Genomic DNA, 19,960 nt, shown 5'->3' on the forward strand with positions numbered 1-19,960 from the left:
TTCATCGTCAGCCACGGCTGGTTCATGCAGTAACGTCCTCGCCTCCCTGACGGGAGGCGATTCCCGCATCACGTCCATTCTCACGACTCACGATGGCGTACCGTCGAGCGACGGCACGCCATCCGTCTCCGCCATCCACGGCGGGATTTCTCGGAGCAACTGATGAAACCGCACGCGCGTACAGAAAAGCAGGCCGTCGATGCGGCGGACCTGCATCACGAAGCGGGCGCGCCGGCCGCTGCGCGGTCGCTGCCATACGAAACGATCGCGCTCGTCCTGCAGGGCGGCGGCGCGCTCGGCGCCTATCAGGCCGGCGTGTTCGAGGGCCTGCACGAAGCAGGCATTCCGCTCGACTGGATCGCCGGCATCTCGATCGGCGCGCTCAACACCGCGCTGATCGCCGGCAATGCACCCGAACATCGCGTCGAGCGGCTGCGCGAATTCTGGGAAACGATCTGCCAGCCTGCATTCTTTCCGGCGATTCCGGCCGCGTACGAGTTCGCGCTGTTCAACAGCATCGATCAGATCCGCACGTTCTTCACTGCGTCGCAGGCCGCGAGCGCGATGATGCAGGGCCAGCAGGGATTCTTCGTGCCGCGCTTCCCGCCGCCGCTGCCGGGCGTGTCCGATCATCCGGAAAAGATCAGCTGGTACGACACGTCGCAGCTGCGCGCGACGCTGCTCAAGTTGTGCGATTTCGACCGGATCAACTCGGGCGAGACGCGCGTGTCGGTCGGCGCGGTCAACGTCGGCACCGGCAACTTCGTGTACTTCGACAACTCGCGCATCCGCCTCGCGCCCGAGCACTTCATGGCTTCCGGCGCGCTGCCGCCCGCATTCCCGCCAGTCGAGATCGACGGCGAGTATTACTGGGACGGCGGCGTCGTGTCGAACACGCCGCTGATGGAAGTGCTGCGCGCGCGTCCGCGACGCGACACGCTCGCATTCCAGGTCGACCTGTGGAGCGCACGCGGGCCACTGCCGCGCACGATGGCCGACGTCGCGGAACGCACGAAGGACGTGCAGTATTCGAGCCGCACGCGCTTCGTCACCGACACGCTGCAGCGCGAACAGCGCTACCGCAACGTGCTGCGCCATGTGCTCGAGCAGGTGCCGGAAGAGCAGCGCAAGAACGACCCGTGGTGCGTCGAGGCTGAAGCGATGTCGAGCGGGAAGAAGTACAACATCCAGCACCTGATCTATCAGCAGAAGGCGTACGAGCACCACTACAAGGACTATCAGTTCGGTCTGTCGACGATGCGCGACCACTGGAGCGCGGGACTCGACGACATCCGCAAGACCCTCGCGGTCAAGGACGGCCTCGCGCTGCCCACCAACGACGCGGGCTTCGTCACGCACGACATTCACCGCCGCCGGTAATGCCGCGTGCGACGGACCGGCGCGCTGCCTGCGCCGGTCCGTCCTCCTTTCCGATTCGACATGCCGATTTTCATTGCGCTGTTCGCGCTCATCGCCCTGGGATGGGGCGCGGTTCACCTGTTTCACGTCATCGCCGCGCAGTTCGGCCAGCCGGTCGCGATCGCGGCCGCCGTGCTCGCCGCCGCGATCCTGTTCACGCTGATCGCGTGGTGGATCAAGCGCCGCCGTGACATCGCACCGAACACGAAGGAACAAGGCTGGACCCACATCGTGCATCGCGCGTGGGGCGAGGTACGCGTATCCGCGACGCAGGGGCTGCTGTGGCTGTCGCATGACGGCGCGGACGGCCGCTACACGTTCTCGCAGCTCGACGGCTGCGAAGCCGCGCCGATCGACGGCCGCTGGCATCTGGTCGTGCGTGTGCGCGACGCCGTACGCGGCGAATGGAAGCTGCCAATGATGGACAAGCGCGATGCGCAGCGCTGGGCGCGCGTGCTGATGCTCGCGAAGGACAACCGGCTTTAACGGGCCACTGCCGCGCGCCGACGCCGGCGCCAGCGCGACCGCGCGCGACGCCTGACGCCCGACGAACCGGAATGCCGCCCACCGCTTTCTAGCGCGCGCCGAGGGCCCATAACGCGTCGAGCACGTGCTGGGTCGACCGCTCGACCGGGCCGGCCCGATGGGCGATGCCCAGTTCGCGCCACAACGCCGGACGCAGCGGCCGCATGACGATGCGTGCGTCCGGCAACGGGGCGCCCGCCTCGTGCGGCAACAGCGTCGCACCATAACCCGCGGCGACCAGACTCTTGATCGCATCGTTGTAGTTGAGTTCGATGCGCGGCTCGGGGCGGTGGCCGCCGAGCGCGAACCATTCCGTCGTGAGCCGCGACAGGCGGGTGGTCGCATCGTTGAGAATCAGCGGACGCGCGGCCAGATAGGCCGGCGTCACACGCGCCGGAAACCGCCAGTCCGCGGGCAGAAAGGCCAGCACCGGATCGCGGTGCCACGCGCGGATCGACAGCCCCGCGACCGCCGGCTGCGGCAGCGCCACCAGGCCGACGTCGAGCGTGCCCTGCGCGATGCGCGCCAGTGTGTCGTGCGACGTGAGCACCGCGATCTGGACATCGATGTCCGGATGCCGCTCGCGCAGCCGGGCCACCGCCTGCGGCAACAGATGAGCGATCGCGCCGGTCGATGCGCCGAGACGCACCCGCCCGGTCAGCCCCTGCACTTGTCGCTCCACGTCGTCGAGGGTCGACTCGACCTCGGCCAGCAGACGGCGCGCCCGCTCCACCAGCACGGCACCGATGGTCGACGGCTGCACGTTGCCGCGCGTGCGCGACAGCAACGGCGCACCGATGCGGCTTTCGAGTTCGGCAACATGAAGGCTGACCGTCGGCGGCGCGAGATGAAGCAGTTGCGCGGCGGCCACGAAGGATCCCTGGTCCGCGATCGCGACCAGCGTACGCAGTCGATCCAGACTGATCTCGCGCATCTCCACCTCTCATTCAGGAAATCTGAATCTCGCAATCAGGAAATTCAACTTTTCCTATTCTAGGCGTTCGATGGACGATATGGCTTTCCCGACGTCCGAAGCGAGGAACGCGACCATCATGAGCCTCTCCACTGTCTACATCGACGGCGACCAAGGTACGACCGGACTGCAGATCCACGAGCGCCTGCGGGATCGCACCGACCTGCGGCTCGTCACGCTGCCGGATGCCGAGCGCAAGAACCCCGTACGTCGCGCCGAAGCGATCAACGCATCCGATATCGCGATTCTGTGCCTGCCCGATGCCGCCGCGCGCGAAGCGGTCGGCTTCATCCGGAATCCGGCGGTACGCGTGATCGACGCGAGCTCGGCCCATCGCACCGATCCGGAATGGGTCTACGGTTTTCCCGAGATGATCGACCGACATGCGCAGACGATCGCGCACGCGCGGCGCGTCACTAATCCGGGCTGCTATCCGACGGGCGCGATCGGCCTGCTCGGGCCGCTGCAACGAGCCGGCCTGCTTCCGCGCGACTATCCGGTGAGCATCCATGCCGTGTCCGGTTACTCGGGCGGCGGCCGGACCGCCGTCGACGAATTCGAATCGAACGGAGCCGCACGCACGAAACCGTTGCAGGTCTACGGCCTCGCGCTTGCGCACAAGCACGCGCCCGAAATCCAGCTGCACGCCGGGCTCGCGCATCGTCCGCTGTTCGTGCCGGCCTATGGCGCCTATCGGCAAGGCATCGTGCTGACCGTGCCGATCGAGTTGCGCCTGCTCCCGGCGGGCGTGACCGGTGAGTTGCTGCATGCGTGTCTCGCGCACCATTACGCCGGCGCGCGCCACGTCGAGGTCACTCCGCTCGCGGATACGCGCACGATCACGCATCTCGATCCGCAAGCGTTGAACGGTACGAACGACCTGCGGCTCGGCGTGTTCGTGAATGCCGAACACGGTCAGGTGCTGCTGTCGGCCGTGTTCGACAATCTCGGCAAAGGGGCATCCGGCGCGGCCGTGCAGAATCTCGACCTGATGCTCGGTGCGGCGAACGCGGCGAGCACACCGAAGGCGGCGTGAGCCGCGGGCGGGCGTCATCATTGGCAGGTCCGGCGCATCGCGGCCGCCGGTGTGCGCGGCACGCTACCGGATCGCGACGCGGTTGCGAGCCAACGACGGGCGTCTGCCAACGCTTTCACATGCCCCCGTAAAAGCTCACCTTTGGCCGATTTCAGGCCGCATCGTCCCCCGCTGCGGCGTTCAACCCGGCAAGCGCCTCCGCGAGAAAATCGACGCACACGCGCACTTTCGCCGAAGCCGCGACGCGTTCCGGATACACCGCCCAGATGTTCGCCGGCTGAATGACGTCCGGCAGCACGCGACGAAGCGCGCCGCGCTCGATCAGCGGCCCCGCTTCCCAGATCGAGCGCAGCACGATCCCGCGCCCGGCCAGCGCCCATTGCACGGCCACCTCGCCGTGGTTCGTCGACAGCGCGCCGCCGACCTTCACCGTTGCCGTTTCGCCGCGCAGGTTCAGCCGCCAGACGCCGAACGGATGGTCGCGCTCCTTGATCGCGAGGCAGTCGTGCGATGCGAGATCCGCGAGCGTGCGCGGCGTGCCGCGCCGTGCGAGATAGTCGGGCGATGCGCACAGCACGCGATAGTTCGCGGCAAGGCGGCGCGCGATCAGGTGATCGGCGATCTCGTCGCCGATGCGCACGTCGAGGTCGTAGCCTTCGCCCGCGACGTCGACGAGCCGGTCGAACAGATCGAGCCGCACGTTCAGCTGCGGATAGCGCGCGGAGAAGTCGAGCAAAGCCGGCGCGACGACATGACGGCCGAAACCGAAGCTGCTCGAGATGCGCAGCGTGCCGCGCGGCACCGTGCGCGTGGTCGACACGTCCTCGACGAGATGATCGACGTCGTCGAGGATCTTCTCGGCACGCGCGAACACGCGTTCGCCGGCCTCCGTAACCGTCACGCGGCGCGTCGAGCGATGCAGCAGCCGCGTGCCGAGCTGCGCCTCGAGCAGCGCGATGCGCTTGCTCACGTAGGCGGGCGAGACCGCGAGCTGCTCGGCCGCCGCGCTGAAGCTCGTCAGGCGGACGACCAGGCTGAAGACGCGCAGGTCGTCGAGATTCGGCGATTTGTTCACGATTCGTGGAAAGTCGATTAACCTTTCACGCGATTTTAATCTGAATGGAAATAAATAAAATGGCGTCGTGTTCCGCTGCGCACGCTGCCGGCGGCCCGACCAGCCAAGGAGGTTTGCATGAGCGACAAGACGTACAAGATTGCCGTCATCCCCGGTGACGGCATCGGCCGTGAAGTGATGCCCGAAGGCCTGCGCGCGCTCGACGCCGTGACGGCGCGCTTCGGCATCCGTTTCCAGTTCGAGCAGATCGACTGGGCGAGCTGCGACTACTACGCGCAGCACGGCAAGATGATGCCGGACGACTGGAAGGCACGGCTGTCGGGCAAGGACGCGATCCTGTTCGGCGCGGTCGGCTGGCCCGCGACGGTGCCCGATCACATTTCGCTGTGGGGTTCGCTGCTGAAATTCCGCCGCGAATTCGACCAGTACATCAACCTGCGGCCCGCGCGCCTGTTCGACGGCGTGCCGTCGCCGCTCGCCGGACGCAAAGCGGGCGACATCGACTTCATGATCGTGCGCGAGAACACCGAAGGCGAATATTCGTCGGTCGGCGGCACGATGTTCGAAGGCACCGACCGCGAAGTGGTGATGCAGCAGTCGATCTTCACGCGCCACGGCACGGAGCGCGTGCTGAAGTTCGCATTCGAGCTCGCGCAGCGCCGCGCGAAGCGCCTGACCGTCGCGACGAAGAGCAACGGCATCGCGATCAGCATGCCGTGGTGGGACGCACGCGCGGCCGAGATGGGCGAACGTTATCCCGAGATCGCCGTCGACAAGCAGCACATCGACATCCTGTGCGCGCGCTTCGTGCTGCAGCCCGACCGCTTCGACGTCGTCGTCGCGTCGAACCTGTTCGGCGACATCCTGTCCGACCTCGGGCCGGCCTGCACGGGCACGATCGGCATCGCGCCGTCGGCGAACCTGAACCCGGATCGCACGTTTCCATCGCTGTTCGAACCGGTGCACGGCTCCGCACCGGACATCGCGGGCCAGTACATCGCGAATCCGATCGCGATGATCTGGTCGGCGGCGATGATGCTCGACTTCCTCGGCAACGGCGCGGGTCGCGAACGCGAGGCGCACGATGCGATCGTCGCGGCGATCGAGGACGTGCTGCGCACCGGGCCGCGCACGCGCGATCTCGGCGGTCAGGCGGGGACGCAGGAAGTGGGAGAGGCGATCGCGATGCGGATCGCAGGCTGACGGAACGATGCGAAGGGGCGCGGCTGGGAAGGGTTCGATCGATGTCGTGCTCGATGGTGAGCAGCACGACTGACTGCCGCGCACCTTCGTCGATTCCGACGCACGCGCCCGGAGGCGTGCGTGTCGATGTCGAACGGTGAGCAACGCGATTCGGCGGCACGCACGGTTACGTGTCGATTCATCGCGGTGGCCTGCATCACGTCGAAGTCGAGCGGTGAGGTGCATCGCGCATCGATATACACCGATTGAAACTTGCAACTCACCGCCATGCATGTCTGCAGCAAGTGCGCCGCCGATGTCGCGTGCCGCGCTTCGATCAGTGCAACCGCACCGTTTCCTGCGAAGATCGATCGGTGAGATGCAGGGCGTGAAGAACCACACCGTCCCGCACGAAATGCCTCCTCTCCCGAAAACGCTCACCTCAACCTGCGGCTCCCGTATTCCCTCACCGTTTAGCACAGGCGTCGCGCTCGATGCACGATCGAGCGCGTTCGCGCGACGCCATCGTGATGCGTTACAGCCCGAGATCGGACAAGCCGGGATGATCGTCCGGACGGCGACCGAGCGGCCAGTGGTACAGGCGATCCGCTTCGCGAATCGGCAGGTCGTTGATGCTCGCGTGGCGATGCGCCATCAAGCCGTTTTCGTCGAACTCCCAGTTTTCGTTCCCGTATGAGCGGAACCAGTTGCCGGCGTCGTCATGCCATTCGTACGCGAATCGCACCGCGATGCGATTGCCGCCGAACGCCCACAGCTCCTTGATCAGTCGGTAGTCGAGCTCGCGCGTCCATTTCCGCTGCAGCAGTCCGACGATCTCGTCGCGGCCGGTCACGAACTCCGCGCGATTGCGCCACCGGCTCTGCGGCGTATAGGCAAGCGACACGCGCTGCGGGTCGCGCGTGTTCCATGCATCCTCCGCGGCACGCACTTTCTGGCGGGCCGTATCGAGCGTGAAGGGCGGAACGGGTGGACGAACTTCCGGGGAAGCGGACATGGGATGCTCCTGTTCAAGGTTGGGGCTGCGCACGAACGCAGCCAGTTGGGATGCGTTACTTCGACGCTCGACACACCGTATCGAGCAAGAGTTCGGCGGTCGCGCGCGCATCGCGCGCCGCAGTCGCATCACGGCTGACGAGCGCGACGCCGATCGCACCGTCGATCAACACCAGCCATTGGCGCGCGAGGCGGGCCAGGCCGCGGCGCTCGATGCCGGCATCGTCGGCATACGCGTCGAACCGCTCGCGCACGAACGCAAGCAAGCGCGCCTTGTGCATACGCGCGACGACGCGTACCGGATCGTCGGTGTCGGCAATCTCGCCGGACGCGTTCAGGAACGCGCAGCCGTGAAAATCGGGTTGCGAGAACCAGTCGCGCAGCACGTCGAACATGCCGAGCAAGTGCGCACGCGGCGACTTGCCGCGCGCCAGCGTTGCGTCGACGAACCAGTGCATCCAGCGCTCGTCGCGGCGCTCGAGTGCGGCGACGACCAGTGCCTCCTTCGATTCGAAATGCGAATAAAAGCTCTTTCGCGCTGTACCGGATCGTTTCACGATCGCGTCGACGCCCGTGGCATGGATACCGCCTGAGTAGATCAGCGCCTCGGCCGCATCGAGCAGCCGGTCGCGAACGGCCGGTTCGCCGGAAAAGTCGTCATGTGTGTTCATGGGTTTACGGTAGAACGATCGTTCTCCATCGTCAACTTCCACGTGAAAAGGCCCTGTCGTCCGAAGGGTCGAGCGCCGCCTGGTTTCGATGGCGGGCAGCGCATTGCAGGCGGCGTTTACGACATTTTTTCTTGAAGCTGGCGCAGTGTGCTCACTACACTTCGATCACCCTGTCTGGCAGAAAGGACAACATGCAGCGACCGGAATCCGCACGCTCCGAGCGTGCCTATGCGGCTTATGCGAAGCGGCTCGATGGCCGCGTCGTCGTACGGCGTTTCGATCCGCGCAGCGATTCGTACGAGTCTTTGACCGCGTTGCTGCATCGCGCGTACGCGCCTCTCGCCGCCGCGGGCTTCAACTGTCCGGGTGTCGACCAGCCGGCGTCGGCGACGCGCGAACGCATGCTCACCAGCGAGTGTTTCATCGCGCTCGGGAACGCGCATCTGGTCGCGACGATCACGATGCAGCCGCACGATCCCGATTCGCAGTGCGATCCGTACCGCAGCCGACGCGTCGCGACGCTCGGCCAGCTGGCCGTCGATCCGATCTGGCAGGATCGCGGCATCGGCCGTGCGCTGCTCGCGTTCGCGCAACGGCGGGCGGCCGCGCGCGGCGCGACGCACCTCGCGCTCGATGCGCCGCATGCGGCTATCCGACTCGTCGACTTCTATCGACGCGAAGGGTTTCAGTTGATCGACGTGATGCGGTTTGCAGGGCACAGCTACGACAGCGCGATCCTGTGCAAGGCCGTTGGCTCGTTCGACGGGCGGATACCTGCATCCGGCATGACGTCGATCCACGTCGCGCGGCGTGCCGGAGTGGCGTCATGAAACACGAAGCCGACGATGACCGTGCGCGGATCGCACTGACGCATGCCCGCACGCAGGCAGCGCTGCGCATGCGCGGGCTGGTGAAGCTGACTGTCATCACGATCGCGGTCACGCAAATTCTGACGTTCGTGTTCGACGCCCTGCTCGCCGCAGTCGGCTACGCGCCGGAAGCCGCGACGTTGCTGCTGTTCCGTTTCGTCACGTGCGCGCTCGTCAGCTTCTGGCTTCAAGCGGACGCATCTCGCGCGTATCGGTATGCGATGCAGCACGGGTTCGTGACGGTGTCCGGTGCGCATGGCGAACTGGTCGAGATCGCACAGCAATGCCCGAAACGCTGGCTCGTCGTGTTGAGTCTGCAACTCGAACCGCGATGGTTGAACGGTGAGCGGACCAAATAGCGGGCAGTGCCCCGATCGATGCAGCCGGGCATGCTGACAGGTGAGGTCGCATGTCGTTGATCGGCTCACGCCTCCAGACAGTGCCGTGACGGCGTTGCGTGGTGACGTGCTGGCGCGGAAACACGGCAAAACCGTGGCAAGCGGGCGATGCGACAGAGCCTCGCTGTTCAGGCGCGGCAAACGATACGGAACGGCAGGAAGAAAGACACGCGCCGAATGACGCGATGACGCGGACGGGAGCGCGACGCTGACAGGTGAGGTGCACGCGCGATTGCATGTCACCGATGCGTGCTGTGGAAGCGAAGCGCGATCGCCGTCATATCCCCAACGAGAAACGACGTGCAGCCCATTGAGTTACTTGCCTGCGCGCCTCGCGAAAGCACGATCGAGCCGTCATTCTGCACGCAAAGACAGCTCCCGAATATTCTCACCTCACGCGTTCATCGAAGCCGCCCTGCCTCGACGAACGCTCATGCCGACACGAACGGGGCGCTCAGCAAACGCGCCGAGCCGCCCCGCCGGCACTCAGACCGTCCAGTCGAGGATCACCTTGCCGCTTTCACCGGACAGCATCGCGGCGAAGCCTTTCTCGTAATCGTCGGCCGCAAAACGATGCGTGATGATCGGCGACAGATCGAGGCCGCTTTGCAGCATCGCGACCATCTTGTACCAGGTCTCGAACATCTCGCGCCCGTAGATGCCCTTGATCTCGAGCCCCTTGAAGATCACCTGGTTCCAGTCGATCGCCGTCTGCGCGGGCGGAATGCCGAGCAGTGCGACCTTGCCGCCGTGATTCATCGCCTCGAGCATGCTGGTGAACGCGCTCGGCACGCCCGACATCTCGAGGCCGACGTCGAAGCCTTCCGTCATGTGCAGGTCGGCCATCACGTCGCGCAGCGACTCGCGTGCGACGTTGACCGCGCGCGTCGCACCCATCTTGCGCGCGAGTTCGAGCCGATAGTCGTTGATGTCGGTGATCACGACGTTGCGCGCGCCGACGTGCTTCGCGATCGCGACGGCCATGATGCCGATCGGGCCCGCGCCCGTGATCAGCACGTCCTCGCCGACGAGATTGAACGACAGCGCCGTGTGCGTCGCGTTGCCGAACGGATCGAAGATCGACGCGAGATCGTCTGAAATCTCGGGCGGAATCTTGAACGCGTTGAACGCGGGAATCGCCAGATACTCGGCGAACGCGCCCTCACGATTCACGCCGACGCCGACGGTGTTGCGGCACAGATGCCGGCGGCCGGCACGACAGTTGCGACAGAAGCCGCACGTGATATGGCCTTCGCCGGACACGCGGTCGCCGATCGCGAAGCCGCGCACTTCCTGCCCCATCTCGACGATCTCGCCGACGTATTCGTGGCCGACGTGCATCGGTACGGGAATCGTTTTCTGCGCCCAGTCGTCCCACTTCCAGATATGGATGTCGGTGCCGCAGATCGCCGTGCGGCGAATCTTGATCAGCACGTCGTTGTGTCCGACTTCGGGGCGCTTCACGCGCGTGAGCGTGAGACCCGGGCCGCGCTCGAGCTTTGCCAGTGCTTTCATTGTCGCGCCTCCGTCAGACGATGCCGAGCGACTTGCCGACGCGCACGAACGCGGCGACAGTCTGATCGATCTGTTCAGGCGTATGCGCGGCGCTCATCTGCGTGCGGATGCGTGCGCGACCGCGCGGCACGACCGGGAACGAGAAGCCGATCACGTAGACGCCTTCTTCGAGCAACTTGTCGGCCATGTTGGTCGCGAGCTGCGCGTCGCCGAGCATCACCGGGATGATCGGATGCGCACCCGGCACGAGCGTGAAACCCGCGGCGGTCATCTGTTCGCGGAAACGCGCGCCATTCTCGCGCACGCGTGCGCGCAGCTTCGCCCCTTCGTCGCTGCCGAGCAGTTCCAGCACCTTCAGCGACGCCGCGGCAATGCTCGGCGTCAGCGTGTTCGAGAACAGATACGGGCGCGAACGCTGGCGCAGCAATTCGACGACCTCGCGGCGGGCCGCGACATAGCCGCCCGATGCACCGCCCAGCGCCTTGCCGAGCGTGCCGGTGATGATGTCGACGCGACCGTCGACGCCGCAGTGCTCGGGCGTGCCGCGGCCATGCGTGCCGATGAAGCCGACCGCGTGCGAATCGTCGACCATCACGAGCGCGCCGTAACGATCGGCGAGGTCACAGATGCCTTTCAGATCGGCGATGATGCCGTCCATCGAGAACACACCGTCGGTCGCGATCAGCTTGTGGCGCGCGCCCGCTGCGTCGGCTTCCTTCAGCTTCGCCTCGAGATCGGACAGATCGTTGTTCTTGTAGCGGAAACGCTTCGCCTTGCAGAGGCGGATGCCGTCGATGATGCTCGCGTGGTTCAGTTCGTCGCTGATCACCGCGTCGTTCTCGTCGAGCAGCGTCTCGAACAGGCCGCCGTTCGCATCGAAGCAGCTCGAATAGAGGATGCTGTCTTCCGTGCCGAGAAACGACGCCAGCGCGCTTTCGAGTTGCTTGTGCACGGTTTGCGTGCCGCAGATGAAGCGCACCGACGCCATGCCGAAGCCATCCTGGTCGAGACCGGCCTGCGCCGCGGCGATCAGGCGCGGATCGTTCGCCAGACCGAGATAGTTGTTCGCGCAGAAATTCAGCACGCCGGCACCGCTGGCGAGCCGCACGGCCGCCGCCTGGGGACTCGCGATCTCGCGCTCGGTCTTGTAAAAACCGTCCGCGCGGATCTGGTCGAGCGTCCCGCGCACCTGGGCGAGAAAGGCATCACGCATCGCAAAGCTCCTGACATGGGTTCGCAATCCGCCGCGCGCCGCTCGTGGCGGCAGCGCAACGGCCTGCTACTGTTATAGTCGGTCGTTCGGTTGACCGCATTTATCCGATATTCCGAACTAGAATTCGAAATACCGAACAACTCTAAGCGAACGGAAACCAAATGGCAAGTTCCTCCGCGTCGCGGCGCACGCGTGCCGGCGCCGCACCGCAGCCGCCGGGCGTGACGCCGCCGCGCGTCGGCGAGCAAATCCAGCGCTTGCGCAACGAACGCAAGCTGACCCTCGACGACCTGTCGCGCGCAGCCGGCGTATCGAAGTCGATGCTCTCCGAGATCGAGCGTGACAAAGCCAATCCGACGATCGCGGTCGCATGGCGGCTCACGAATGCGCTCGGCATCACGCTCGACGAGCTGTTCTCGCAGCCGAAAGCGCCGGAGACGATCCGCGTGGACGGCCCGCACGACATCCCGACGCTCGCCGGCCACGACGGCCGCTATCAATTGCGCGTATGGGGCCCGATCGACCTGGCCGGCAAGTTCGAGTGGTATGAGCTGACGCTGCCGGGCGGCGGCGCGCTCGTGTCGAACGCGCACGAACCCGGCACGCGCGAGCACCTCACCGTGCTTCAGGGCTCGATGGAAATCGAAGCTGCGGCGGCGAGCCGGCGCCTGAAGGCCGGCGACACCGCACGCTACCCGGCCGACACACCTCACGCGATCCGCAACCCCGGCAAGGCCGAAGCGCGCGCACTGCTGATCGTGATTCATCGCTGACGATGCGAATAGCTGGCCGAAAGGCCAGTTGCGGAAAATACTGTATGTTTGTACAGTATACGGACATTCCGCCATGCATTGGCCGGGGTCGGCGCACCGAGGCGTCCGCTCCGGTCGACAGGAGCCTGCGATGACAGAAGAACAAGATTTGGCCGCGCTCAGCTTCAAGGCTGCCGCGCACGACCTCGAGTTGATTGTGCGTCATATAGCCGGGCGCTACATCCATCAGCGCGTCCCGCTGTCGTGGCGTCTGCTGCACGCCATCGAAGCCGAGGCGCTCGCCGATCTCGGCTTTGCCAGCCGGCACGAAGCCGGCATGCGCCAGTTGTTCGAACGGCCGTCGGACATGACCTTTCCCGAAACGGATGATCCGATCGACTTCGGACGATCGAATGCGCTGCCCGCTGTCTTCTCGTTCGCGGTCCTCGCGTATGAAGCCGCAGCCAGATTGCAGGAAGCGGCACCCCGCGAGCGCATTCATCGCCCGTCCAAGGCGTGGGGCGACTGACACCCGGCCCTGGCCGCTCGACACGGCGGCCGGCTCCCGGATCCTGCTGCCCGCGACGTTGCGAATAGGGCTACCATATACGCAACTAACGGAATAAACGACATGTCCCTTCCCACATCATCCGACACGCCTGCACGCCCGGAAGAAAAGGATCTGTTCAACCGCGGGGCGTCCGACTGGATCATCTCGCCCGAAACCGCGTTCGACGCATGGCTTGCCATGCAGGACTACCGCCGTTCGTCGGCCGACGTCTACCGCGCACAGTGGGGCGCTTTTCTCGCATGGCTACGTGCACATCAAAAAAACCTGGCCACGGTCGATACCGCAACGATCGCGAATTTCGTCAGCGAACTTCCTATCCGGAAAACTCAGCGAATGCGCTATTTAAGGCTGATCGAACGCGTGCTCGACCACATCCGGCGCACCGAGCTCGCGTCCACCAACCCGGCCCGCTTCATTGCTCAGGATGGCGAAGCGAACTGGCGCCAGGCACGCGACAACGAGCCGACCGGTTTCCTAACACCGGCCGAACGCGCGAAGTTGCTGGCCTACCTGTTTTCGCCGATTGGTGTATCCGGTTCCGCATACTGGAGGGAGCGCCGCGACCGCGCACTCGTCGCCGCATTTCTCGGGGCCGGCGTGAAAACCGGCGAAGCACGCGTGCTCACGATTAGTTGCATCAATACGAGCGGAACGTCGCTGCAGATCCCGTCGACGCATCCCGATTTCGCGCGCGAAACCCATCTGGCCTCGTTCGCGATCGCGTTGCTCGAAGCATGGCTCGTAGAACGCAAGCGCCAGGAGATTCCGGGGGAGCTCGTGTTTCCGGCATCGCACGCCGGGCGGCCGATGCACAAGGCGACGATGCTGCGCGCGATCGATGCGATCGTCGAATCTGCGGGGCTCACGTCGTCACGCACCGCACGCGCGAGCCCGCAAACGCTGCGCAACACTTATGCAGCGGAACTGTTCGAACATGACGTGCCACCCGAGCGGGTCGGCAAATGGCTCGGCTTCATGCGGCCGATTTCGTCAAACCGTCTTCACCGCGCATGGAAAAACTGGCGCGATGACCTCGCGAATGGTGACGCGTCCGAGCTGGGCGAAACTCACTGATGCCGCCCCGGCTGCTCACGCGACACGATCTGTGAGCAGCCTTGTCCGGCGTAGCCTCACCGTTTCACAGCTCCCGAAAAACCTCACCTCACGCGTCCCGAATCGTCTCACCTGTGTGATCCCTGTGCCGGGCGACACGTCAGTCGCGCGCAAAGCGCGCGATCGCTTCGAATCGGGAAGGCCAGGGCCCCGACGCATGTTCGCACTCGGGGCACGATACTTCGAACCCTTCATCGCCATGCGACAACTCCGGTTCACCGTCGCAATGCGGACACTGGGTCGGCACCGGAATCTCGTGGTCCAGTGACGTGCCGATTGCGGAAAACGCGTCCGCATCGAGCTGACCTGCATCGGCCAAGCGCCGAATCAGTGCGGAAATCTCCGGATTCATCCCGCGGCTCGCGCGCAGCGTATTCGCGTCGCGTGTCGCGCGGTCCAGTTCGTCGCTCTGGGTGCGCAATTGTTCCTCGAGCCGGTCCGCGCGGGCCTTGGCCGAACTCAGTTGCTGAAGAAAATCGAATTCCTTGCGCTGCACGTCACGCAGACCGCTCTGGTAGGTCGACGCCATGCTGCGCAGCGAGTCCAGCTCGACCAGCATCGGTTTGACACGGCGCTCGGCTTCGGCCACCGCATCCTTGATCTGCTGCGCGTAGTGTTCGGTGCGCTGCTGCAATTCGGCTTGCAGCGTGTCGATGCGGTCGCGCAGCGTCGCGTTCTGCATCTGCTCGGTGTCGACACGGCCGGCCATGGCGGCCAGTTCCTTTTCAAGTCGAGCGACTGTGGTGAGCAGTGTCGCCTCGTTTGCCGAACCGTGCGTCGACTGCGAAGCCAGCTGCACCTCGAGTTCAGTCACGCGCGCCTGCAGTTGCTCGTTGCGGGCTTCACTGCGCGTCAGCGCGCTTTCGAGGGTTTCCTGGCGAACCGTGGCGTCGCGCAGCCGTTGTTCCGCATCGGTCACGCCGGCGCGAACCTGTTCGCGATCGATATCGAGGCTTTCCTTGGCCGCTTTCAAGGCCTCTTCATATAGCGCGCCGAGCAACGCGCCTGCCTTTTCCTCAACCGCCTTCGGGATCGCCGCACCATCGAGGCGGATTTTCGACGCGGAACGGATCCGTTCCCAGAAATGATCGATGTCCTTCGGAATGTCGCTGGCACTGCCGGTCTGGGTCAGGTCGCGAACGTTGGCGGCTGACGGTCGGATACCCAGATCGAAGAACAACCGCTTGCATGCATGCAGCGACAACTCCTGGCGGCGAGCGCCGCTCGCGCGAAGCGATTCCAGTTCTTCTCGGATGACTTCACGCATTTCATCCAGCGTCATGGGAGGACTCACAGACATTGACATGTTGCGATCATAACGAAATACGTATTTTTTGATACTTCTTTTCGTGGAGTGTCGTGAATTTACGTCGCTGTGCACAGAAATCAGGGTTGTGGGCCAATCCAGACGAACCGGCTCCTCGATTCCGTGAAACAAAGCGAAGAAAACAAGGCAAGTCCTTGTCCCGAAAGCATTTTTGAGTAGGCGCCGAAAAAGTGTATTTGTTTCACATGGCCGGCGTCATCGCGGCCGGTCGGTGTTCAGGCGTTGGGTTTCTGTGGAAAACTCGATGACCGATGTCTTGAGAGTATTAGAAGTAAACACCCTTGAACCCTTAGTTAAAAACGTTAACGCCACGGCACAGCCTTATGTAGCAAGGCTTTCCGGCCGACAAGGTGAAGTTTTACGGGAACCAAGGTGATCTTCTGCGGGAGCTGAAGTGATGGGGTTCGGGGATCTGCGTGAGCCGATGCAGGAAAGGTCGTGAGCGGATTCGGGATCACAGTGAAACATGACATTCCCCAAAGGTGAGGTTTTTCGGGGCCACACAGCCACAGAACCCATGCTGTGCCTACGCGCACAGTTTTCTGCCTGTGCAGACACAGGTGAGAATTTGCGGGACCTTCTTCGCGCCCCTATTCTGCCCATCTTTTGGGCAGTTTTCGGGAAAGGTGAGGTTTCACGGGACTCCACAGGGATTTGCTGTGAGGATTTCCGGGAAACGACCGTCATTTTGCACAGCAAAAGTACCCTGTGAAGCCAATGAGGCCCGAAAGGTGAGGCTTTTCGGGAGCAAAATCCGAGTTTTCCTCCGGGGATCCCGAAAAGGTGAGCTTTTTCGGGACACGGATCACAGGCTGTCGGGCGCCTCACAGGTGAGGTTTTTCAGGAGCACCATTTGCTCGAAAATTGGACAAAGGTGAGGATTTCCGGGATCCGGGGGGCAGCGAATTCGCTGAAAAGCCCACCGGTACTGGCGGAAATCTGATTTTCGCTGTGCCACTTTTTGGCACAGGTGAGATTCTTCAGGAGGTGGCACATAGCTGCCGCATCCTCCCGGCCGCCGTAAAGGTGAGGCTTTTCGGGGGATGGTCACCGGACACAGCGGAACGCCTGGCGCGCATAAGTATCGGATGTCATTGACATTTTTGATACCGCGGCGGTTACGGTGAGATTTTTCGGGAGCAGCTTCCGCGGTCGTTGGAACGTCGTTTTTATCGTCAAGGTGAGGTTTTTCGGGAGCCTTGGGCTGCTGATCCCGCATGTGTCGGGGATTCGTCGATATCGTGGTCACAGAATTTCGAGCCGATAAAGTGAGAATTTTCGGGATCGAACGGATTCTGTGCGCTGTACAATGCGCGCCCGGGCCAGTGAAACGGTTTCGATCGATGTTGCGGAGACGCTTTTCGGTGCCGGTTTCCAGATGTCGGGCGCGGTCGCGATTGCCCGATCAGCCGCGCCTGTACATGCATACAGCGCGTTGCGAGCCTGTCCGCTCGATGCCGCGACGGCCAGTGGCGACGCTGTGACGAACACCCCGAAGCGCAGTCGTAAAATTACGACAAATCGAAAGGTGAGCCGATACGGGAGCAAATTTCGCACGTATCGAGCACAGGCAAAAATCTGTGAATCCGCGCATCCCGCGACACGTCTGGACGAGTCCGAAACGCTCTAAATCCGGACCGGTGAGGGTTTTCGGGAGAGGGTTGGGGTGAGTGCCGTTCCGCACGCGCACTTCACCGGCTATGGTGAGCATGTCGTTCTGGACGCACATCACCACAGGCGCTATCCTTCCGTGAAACTTCTCCTCCGACCTGACGCATGGCCACGAAGCGCGCCAAGAAAACCGATGTGGATGTGGTGAGTGCCAGTTCAGCCGAATTGCGTAAGGCCGTCGAGGCGATCGCAATTCAGCCGAAGAGCGGCAAGATCACGCTCCTGACCCGCAAGCTGTTCAACGTCCTGCTCGCCGTCGCGCAGCAAGCCGACGACTCGGGCGATACCTATCGCGCGCTGCTGTCGGACATCGTCGCCAACTCCGCCTTCGATTCGAACGACACCGCACTGGTGAAGGAACACCTGCGCCGTATGGTGTCGGTCCAGGTCGAATGGAGCACGGGGACGTCGAGCCAGAAGCCGGGCCGCAAGTGGGGGATCTCGACGCTGATCGCCGATGCCGAAATTCTCGAGGATCCGGCTACTCGTCGCGTCTGGGTCGAATTTTCATTTGCACCGAAGATCAAGAAGAAACTGCTCGATCCGGTCCAGTACGCGCGTCTGAGCCTGCAGTTTCAGAGCCAGCTGCGCAGCAGCGCTGGTCTTGCGCTCTACGAGATCTGCGTGCGTTACCTGACGAACCCGAGCCACCTGACGATGCGCGAGCCGTGGGAATGGTGGCGGCCGATCCTGTCGGGCACGCCCGATACGGAAGCCGGCGACGAGGCGAAGCGCGAGTACAAGTACTTCAAGCGGGACTATCTGCGTCCGGCGATCGCAGAGGTCAATGCGGTCACCAACATCTTCGTCGAGCTGATCGAGCATCGTGAAGGGCGGCGGGTCGCGGAGATCCAGTTTCGCGTGACCGAGCGCAAGCAGCCGATGCTTGCGCTCGACGAGCATCCGAACGTGTTCGACAGCACGCTGGTCGACCGGATGGTGAAGCTCGGGATTCCGCTCAAGGAAGCGCAGACGCTCTACGCGGACAGCGAAGAAAACCGGATTCGCGCCGCGCTGCAGATGACCGAGCAGCGGATGCGCAGCACGACGCTGCCGCCGGTGCGCAGTGCGCCCGCGTTGTTCAAGGACGCGCTGAAGAAGGGTTATGCGCCGCCGGTCGAGTCCGTCGACGCGCTGCCTTCCGGCACGCCTGCCGCGAAGGCCGTCTCGGCACAGCCGGACGATCTGAAGGCGCGTCTGTTGAGCGAATTCGCGGCGTTCCGCCGCAAGGAAGCGAAGGTGCTGTACGAGGAGCAGGGCGACGCGGAGCGCGAAGTGGCGCGCGAGTCGTTCGAGTCGGAGGTGTTGCCGACGATGGGCTCGCACCTGCGCGACGACTGGCGCAAGCGCGGTCTCGATTCGAAGCTGGCCGAGACGGCCTTTTTCGACTGGCTCGCCCAGAAGACCTGGGGCGAGCCGACCGACGGCGACCTGCTGTCGTTCACCCTGAATCAATCTCGGGCCGCCTGAGGCCCGTTCAGGCCGTTCTGACGGGCTATCGCCGCCCGCCCGCCTCTTCGCGGGCTTGGCGAACTCACCGGGCTCTGTCGCCCGTTTCCATCACTCCGACAACAGCATCCGCTCGAGCTGCTCAAGGATCGCGTCGCGCTTGTCCTTCGGGAGGCCGCGCAGGCGCAGTTCGATGCGGTCTTCGCCATACGACTTCAGGTCGCCGACCGACTTGCCGCCGAGCTTGATCTCGAGACGTTGCGCATAGCGCTGGCGGCCGGCCGGCTTCGGCGTTTCCTGCGCCGCGACGCGCCCCTTGACGATGTCCGATACCTGGCGCGTGCTGAGATCGTCGGACACGATCTTGTTGATCAGCCGTAGCGTCGCCTCGGTGCCGCGTGCATTGTGATAACGGCCGACCTGGTACGCCATGTTCGAACCGAAGCGATCAGGGCGTGCAACCATCTCCTGCATCACGTTTTCCGGCAGCTTGCCGATCGACAGCGCAACCGCGACCGTCGACTCGTCGAGGCCGAGATGCTCGGACAGCTCCTTCTGACTCTGGAAATGTTTGTCGTCGAGGAAACGGCGCCATACGACGGCGTTGTCGAACACCGTCTGCGAATCGCGTTGCACGTTCAGGTCGTAGCCAAGCTTGTAGCTCTGGATTCCGATCGGCACGTCGATCACGATCGCCTTCACCGACTCCTTGTTCGCTTCCTTCAATGCGCGCACACGACGGCCGCCGTCGCTGACGAAATACGAACCCGGATTGTCGTAGTCCGGAATCACGTGGATCGCCTGCTGTTGCCCCTGCTTTGCGAGGTTGACCGCGAGTTCGGCAATCGACGACTTCAGATAGAAGTGCCGCGGGTTGAACGGGCTATGCTTGATCGCCTTCAGCGGCAGCTCAATCACCTGGCCGGGCGCATAGCGGTTCTCGAGGCGCCATGCGCGATATTGCGGCGACTCGTCGGTCGACGGATCGAGCAGGACGTCCGGAGCCGGCGGCTGCGCGATGTCCTTCTTGGCGGACTTCGTCGGGGCCGGCGTTGCTGTCTCGGACTTGACGATGCCGTCGATGGCATTCAGTCGATCAAGCGCCGTGCGCTTCTCGCTCGTCGTGATGTCCGGGCGCGCTTGGAATCCTTTTGCAAATTGGGAAGGTTTCATGTGACTCCTTTATG

18 protein-coding genes are annotated in these 19,960 nt (G+C 64.0%); 10 read left to right on the forward strand and 8 right to left on the reverse strand.

Going from position 1 to position 19,960, the window contains the following annotated elements:
* The first annotated feature begins 162 nt into the window (after positions 1 to 162).
* On the forward strand, positions 163 to 1,380 hold the full coding sequence (locus ACV22W_RS28370; protein ID WP_448022786.1) for a patatin-like phospholipase family protein: 1,218 nt from the start codon (positions 163 to 165) through the stop codon (positions 1,378 to 1,380).
* 60 nt (positions 1,381 to 1,440) lie between these two features.
* Entirely contained in the window at positions 1,441 to 1,905 is a 465-nt protein-coding gene (locus ACV22W_RS28375) for a signal peptide protein (RefSeq protein WP_448022787.1), read from the forward strand.
* 88 nt (positions 1,906 to 1,993) lie between these two features.
* On the opposite strand, the gene ACV22W_RS28380 is transcribed toward ACV22W_RS28375, so the two are convergent.
* Positions 1,994 to 2,878 (reverse strand): LysR family transcriptional regulator, encoded by an 885-nt coding sequence (locus tag ACV22W_RS28380; protein WP_448022788.1) that lies wholly within the window; start codon positions 2,876 to 2,878, stop codon positions 1,994 to 1,996.
* 118 nt (positions 2,879 to 2,996) lie between these two features.
* Here ACV22W_RS28380 and argC point away from each other — a divergent pair, with 118 nt between their 5' ends.
* Complete coding sequence (gene argC / locus ACV22W_RS28385; protein WP_448022789.1) at positions 2,997 to 3,953, forward strand: N-acetyl-gamma-glutamyl-phosphate reductase; 957 nt, start codon at positions 2,997 to 2,999, stop codon at positions 3,951 to 3,953.
* A gap of 151 nt (positions 3,954 to 4,104) precedes the next feature.
* Here argC and ACV22W_RS28390 read toward each other — a convergent pair whose 3' ends face one another.
* Positions 4,105 to 5,028, reverse strand: a complete 924-nt coding sequence (locus ACV22W_RS28390; protein WP_059689202.1) for a LysR substrate-binding domain-containing protein — start codon at positions 5,026 to 5,028, stop codon at positions 4,105 to 4,107.
* Between the two features lie 117 nt (positions 5,029 to 5,145).
* On the opposite strand from ACV22W_RS28390, the gene ACV22W_RS28395 reads away from it, so the two are divergent.
* A complete protein-coding gene (locus ACV22W_RS28395) occupies positions 5,146 to 6,231 on the forward strand; it encodes a tartrate dehydrogenase (protein ID WP_448022790.1) in 1,086 nt (361 codons plus the stop codon).
* A 514-nt stretch (positions 6,232 to 6,745) separates the two neighbouring features.
* Here ACV22W_RS28395 and ACV22W_RS28400 read toward each other — a convergent pair.
* Both ACV22W_RS28400 and ACV22W_RS28405 read right to left on the reverse strand, forming a co-directional pair.
* Positions 6,746 to 7,225 (reverse strand): nuclear transport factor 2 family protein, encoded by a 480-nt coding sequence (locus tag ACV22W_RS28400; protein ID WP_012365039.1) that lies wholly within the window; start codon positions 7,223 to 7,225, stop codon positions 6,746 to 6,748.
* A 55-nt stretch (positions 7,226 to 7,280) separates the two neighbouring features.
* Complete coding sequence (locus ACV22W_RS28405; RefSeq protein WP_448022791.1) at positions 7,281 to 7,895, reverse strand: TetR/AcrR family transcriptional regulator; 615 nt, start codon at positions 7,893 to 7,895, stop codon at positions 7,281 to 7,283.
* Positions 7,896 to 8,086: 191 nt separating this feature from the next.
* Here ACV22W_RS28405 and ACV22W_RS28410 point away from each other — a divergent pair, with 191 nt between their 5' ends.
* Positions 8,087 to 8,725, forward strand: coding sequence for a GNAT family N-acetyltransferase (locus tag ACV22W_RS28410; protein WP_448022792.1), 639 nt, complete (start codon positions 8,087 to 8,089; stop codon positions 8,723 to 8,725).
* Positions 8,722 to 9,123: a hypothetical protein gene (locus ACV22W_RS28415; protein WP_448022793.1), complete on the forward strand. Its 402-nt coding sequence runs from the start codon at positions 8,722 to 8,724 to the stop codon at positions 9,121 to 9,123. Before ACV22W_RS28410 ends, ACV22W_RS28415 begins: the two co-directional genes overlap by 4 nt.
* Positions 9,124 to 9,648: 525 nt before the next feature.
* Here the strand turns inward: ACV22W_RS28415 and tdh are convergent.
* A complete protein-coding gene (gene tdh / locus ACV22W_RS28420; protein WP_124615377.1) occupies positions 9,649 to 10,677 on the reverse strand; it encodes an L-threonine 3-dehydrogenase in 1,029 nt (342 codons plus the stop codon).
* 13 nt (positions 10,678 to 10,690) lie between these two features.
* Complete coding sequence (locus tag ACV22W_RS28425) at positions 10,691 to 11,890, reverse strand: glycine C-acetyltransferase (protein ID WP_448022794.1); 1,200 nt, start codon at positions 11,888 to 11,890, stop codon at positions 10,691 to 10,693.
* A 161-nt stretch (positions 11,891 to 12,051) separates the two neighbouring features.
* Here ACV22W_RS28425 and ACV22W_RS28430 point away from each other — a divergent pair, with 161 nt between their 5' ends.
* From ACV22W_RS28430 to ACV22W_RS28440, 3 genes are all read left to right on the forward strand, one after another.
* Entirely contained in the window at positions 12,052 to 12,663 is a 612-nt protein-coding gene (locus ACV22W_RS28430) for a helix-turn-helix domain-containing protein (protein WP_448022795.1), read from the forward strand.
* 130 nt (positions 12,664 to 12,793) lie between these two features.
* A complete protein-coding gene (locus ACV22W_RS28435) occupies positions 12,794 to 13,171 on the forward strand; it encodes a DUF2471 family protein (protein ID WP_448022828.1) in 378 nt (125 codons plus the stop codon).
* A 102-nt stretch (positions 13,172 to 13,273) separates the two neighbouring features.
* Positions 13,274 to 14,287, forward strand: coding sequence for a tyrosine-type recombinase/integrase (locus tag ACV22W_RS28440; RefSeq protein WP_448022796.1), 1,014 nt, complete (start codon positions 13,274 to 13,276; stop codon positions 14,285 to 14,287).
* Between the two features lie 139 nt (positions 14,288 to 14,426).
* Here ACV22W_RS28440 and ACV22W_RS28445 read toward each other — a convergent pair whose 3' ends face one another.
* Positions 14,427 to 15,608, reverse strand: a complete 1,182-nt coding sequence (locus ACV22W_RS28445; protein ID WP_448022829.1) for a DNA-binding protein — start codon at positions 15,606 to 15,608, stop codon at positions 14,427 to 14,429.
* 1,821 nt (positions 15,609 to 17,429) lie between these two features.
* Here ACV22W_RS28445 and ACV22W_RS28450 point away from each other — a divergent pair.
* The gene (locus ACV22W_RS28450) at positions 17,430 to 18,794 is read left to right on the forward strand and encodes a replication initiation protein (protein ID WP_059467393.1); all 1,365 of its coding nucleotides are present in this window, start codon (positions 17,430 to 17,432) and stop codon (positions 18,792 to 18,794) included.
* A gap of 90 nt (positions 18,795 to 18,884) precedes the next feature.
* Here ACV22W_RS28450 and ACV22W_RS28455 read toward each other — a convergent pair whose 3' ends face one another.
* Positions 18,885 to 19,946: a ParB/RepB/Spo0J family partition protein gene (locus ACV22W_RS28455; protein WP_448022797.1), complete on the reverse strand. Its 1,062-nt coding sequence runs from the start codon at positions 19,944 to 19,946 to the stop codon at positions 18,885 to 18,887.
* Positions 19,947 to 19,960 lie beyond the last annotated feature (14 nt).

The organism is Burkholderia sp. AW49-1 (genome assembly GCF_053427845.1).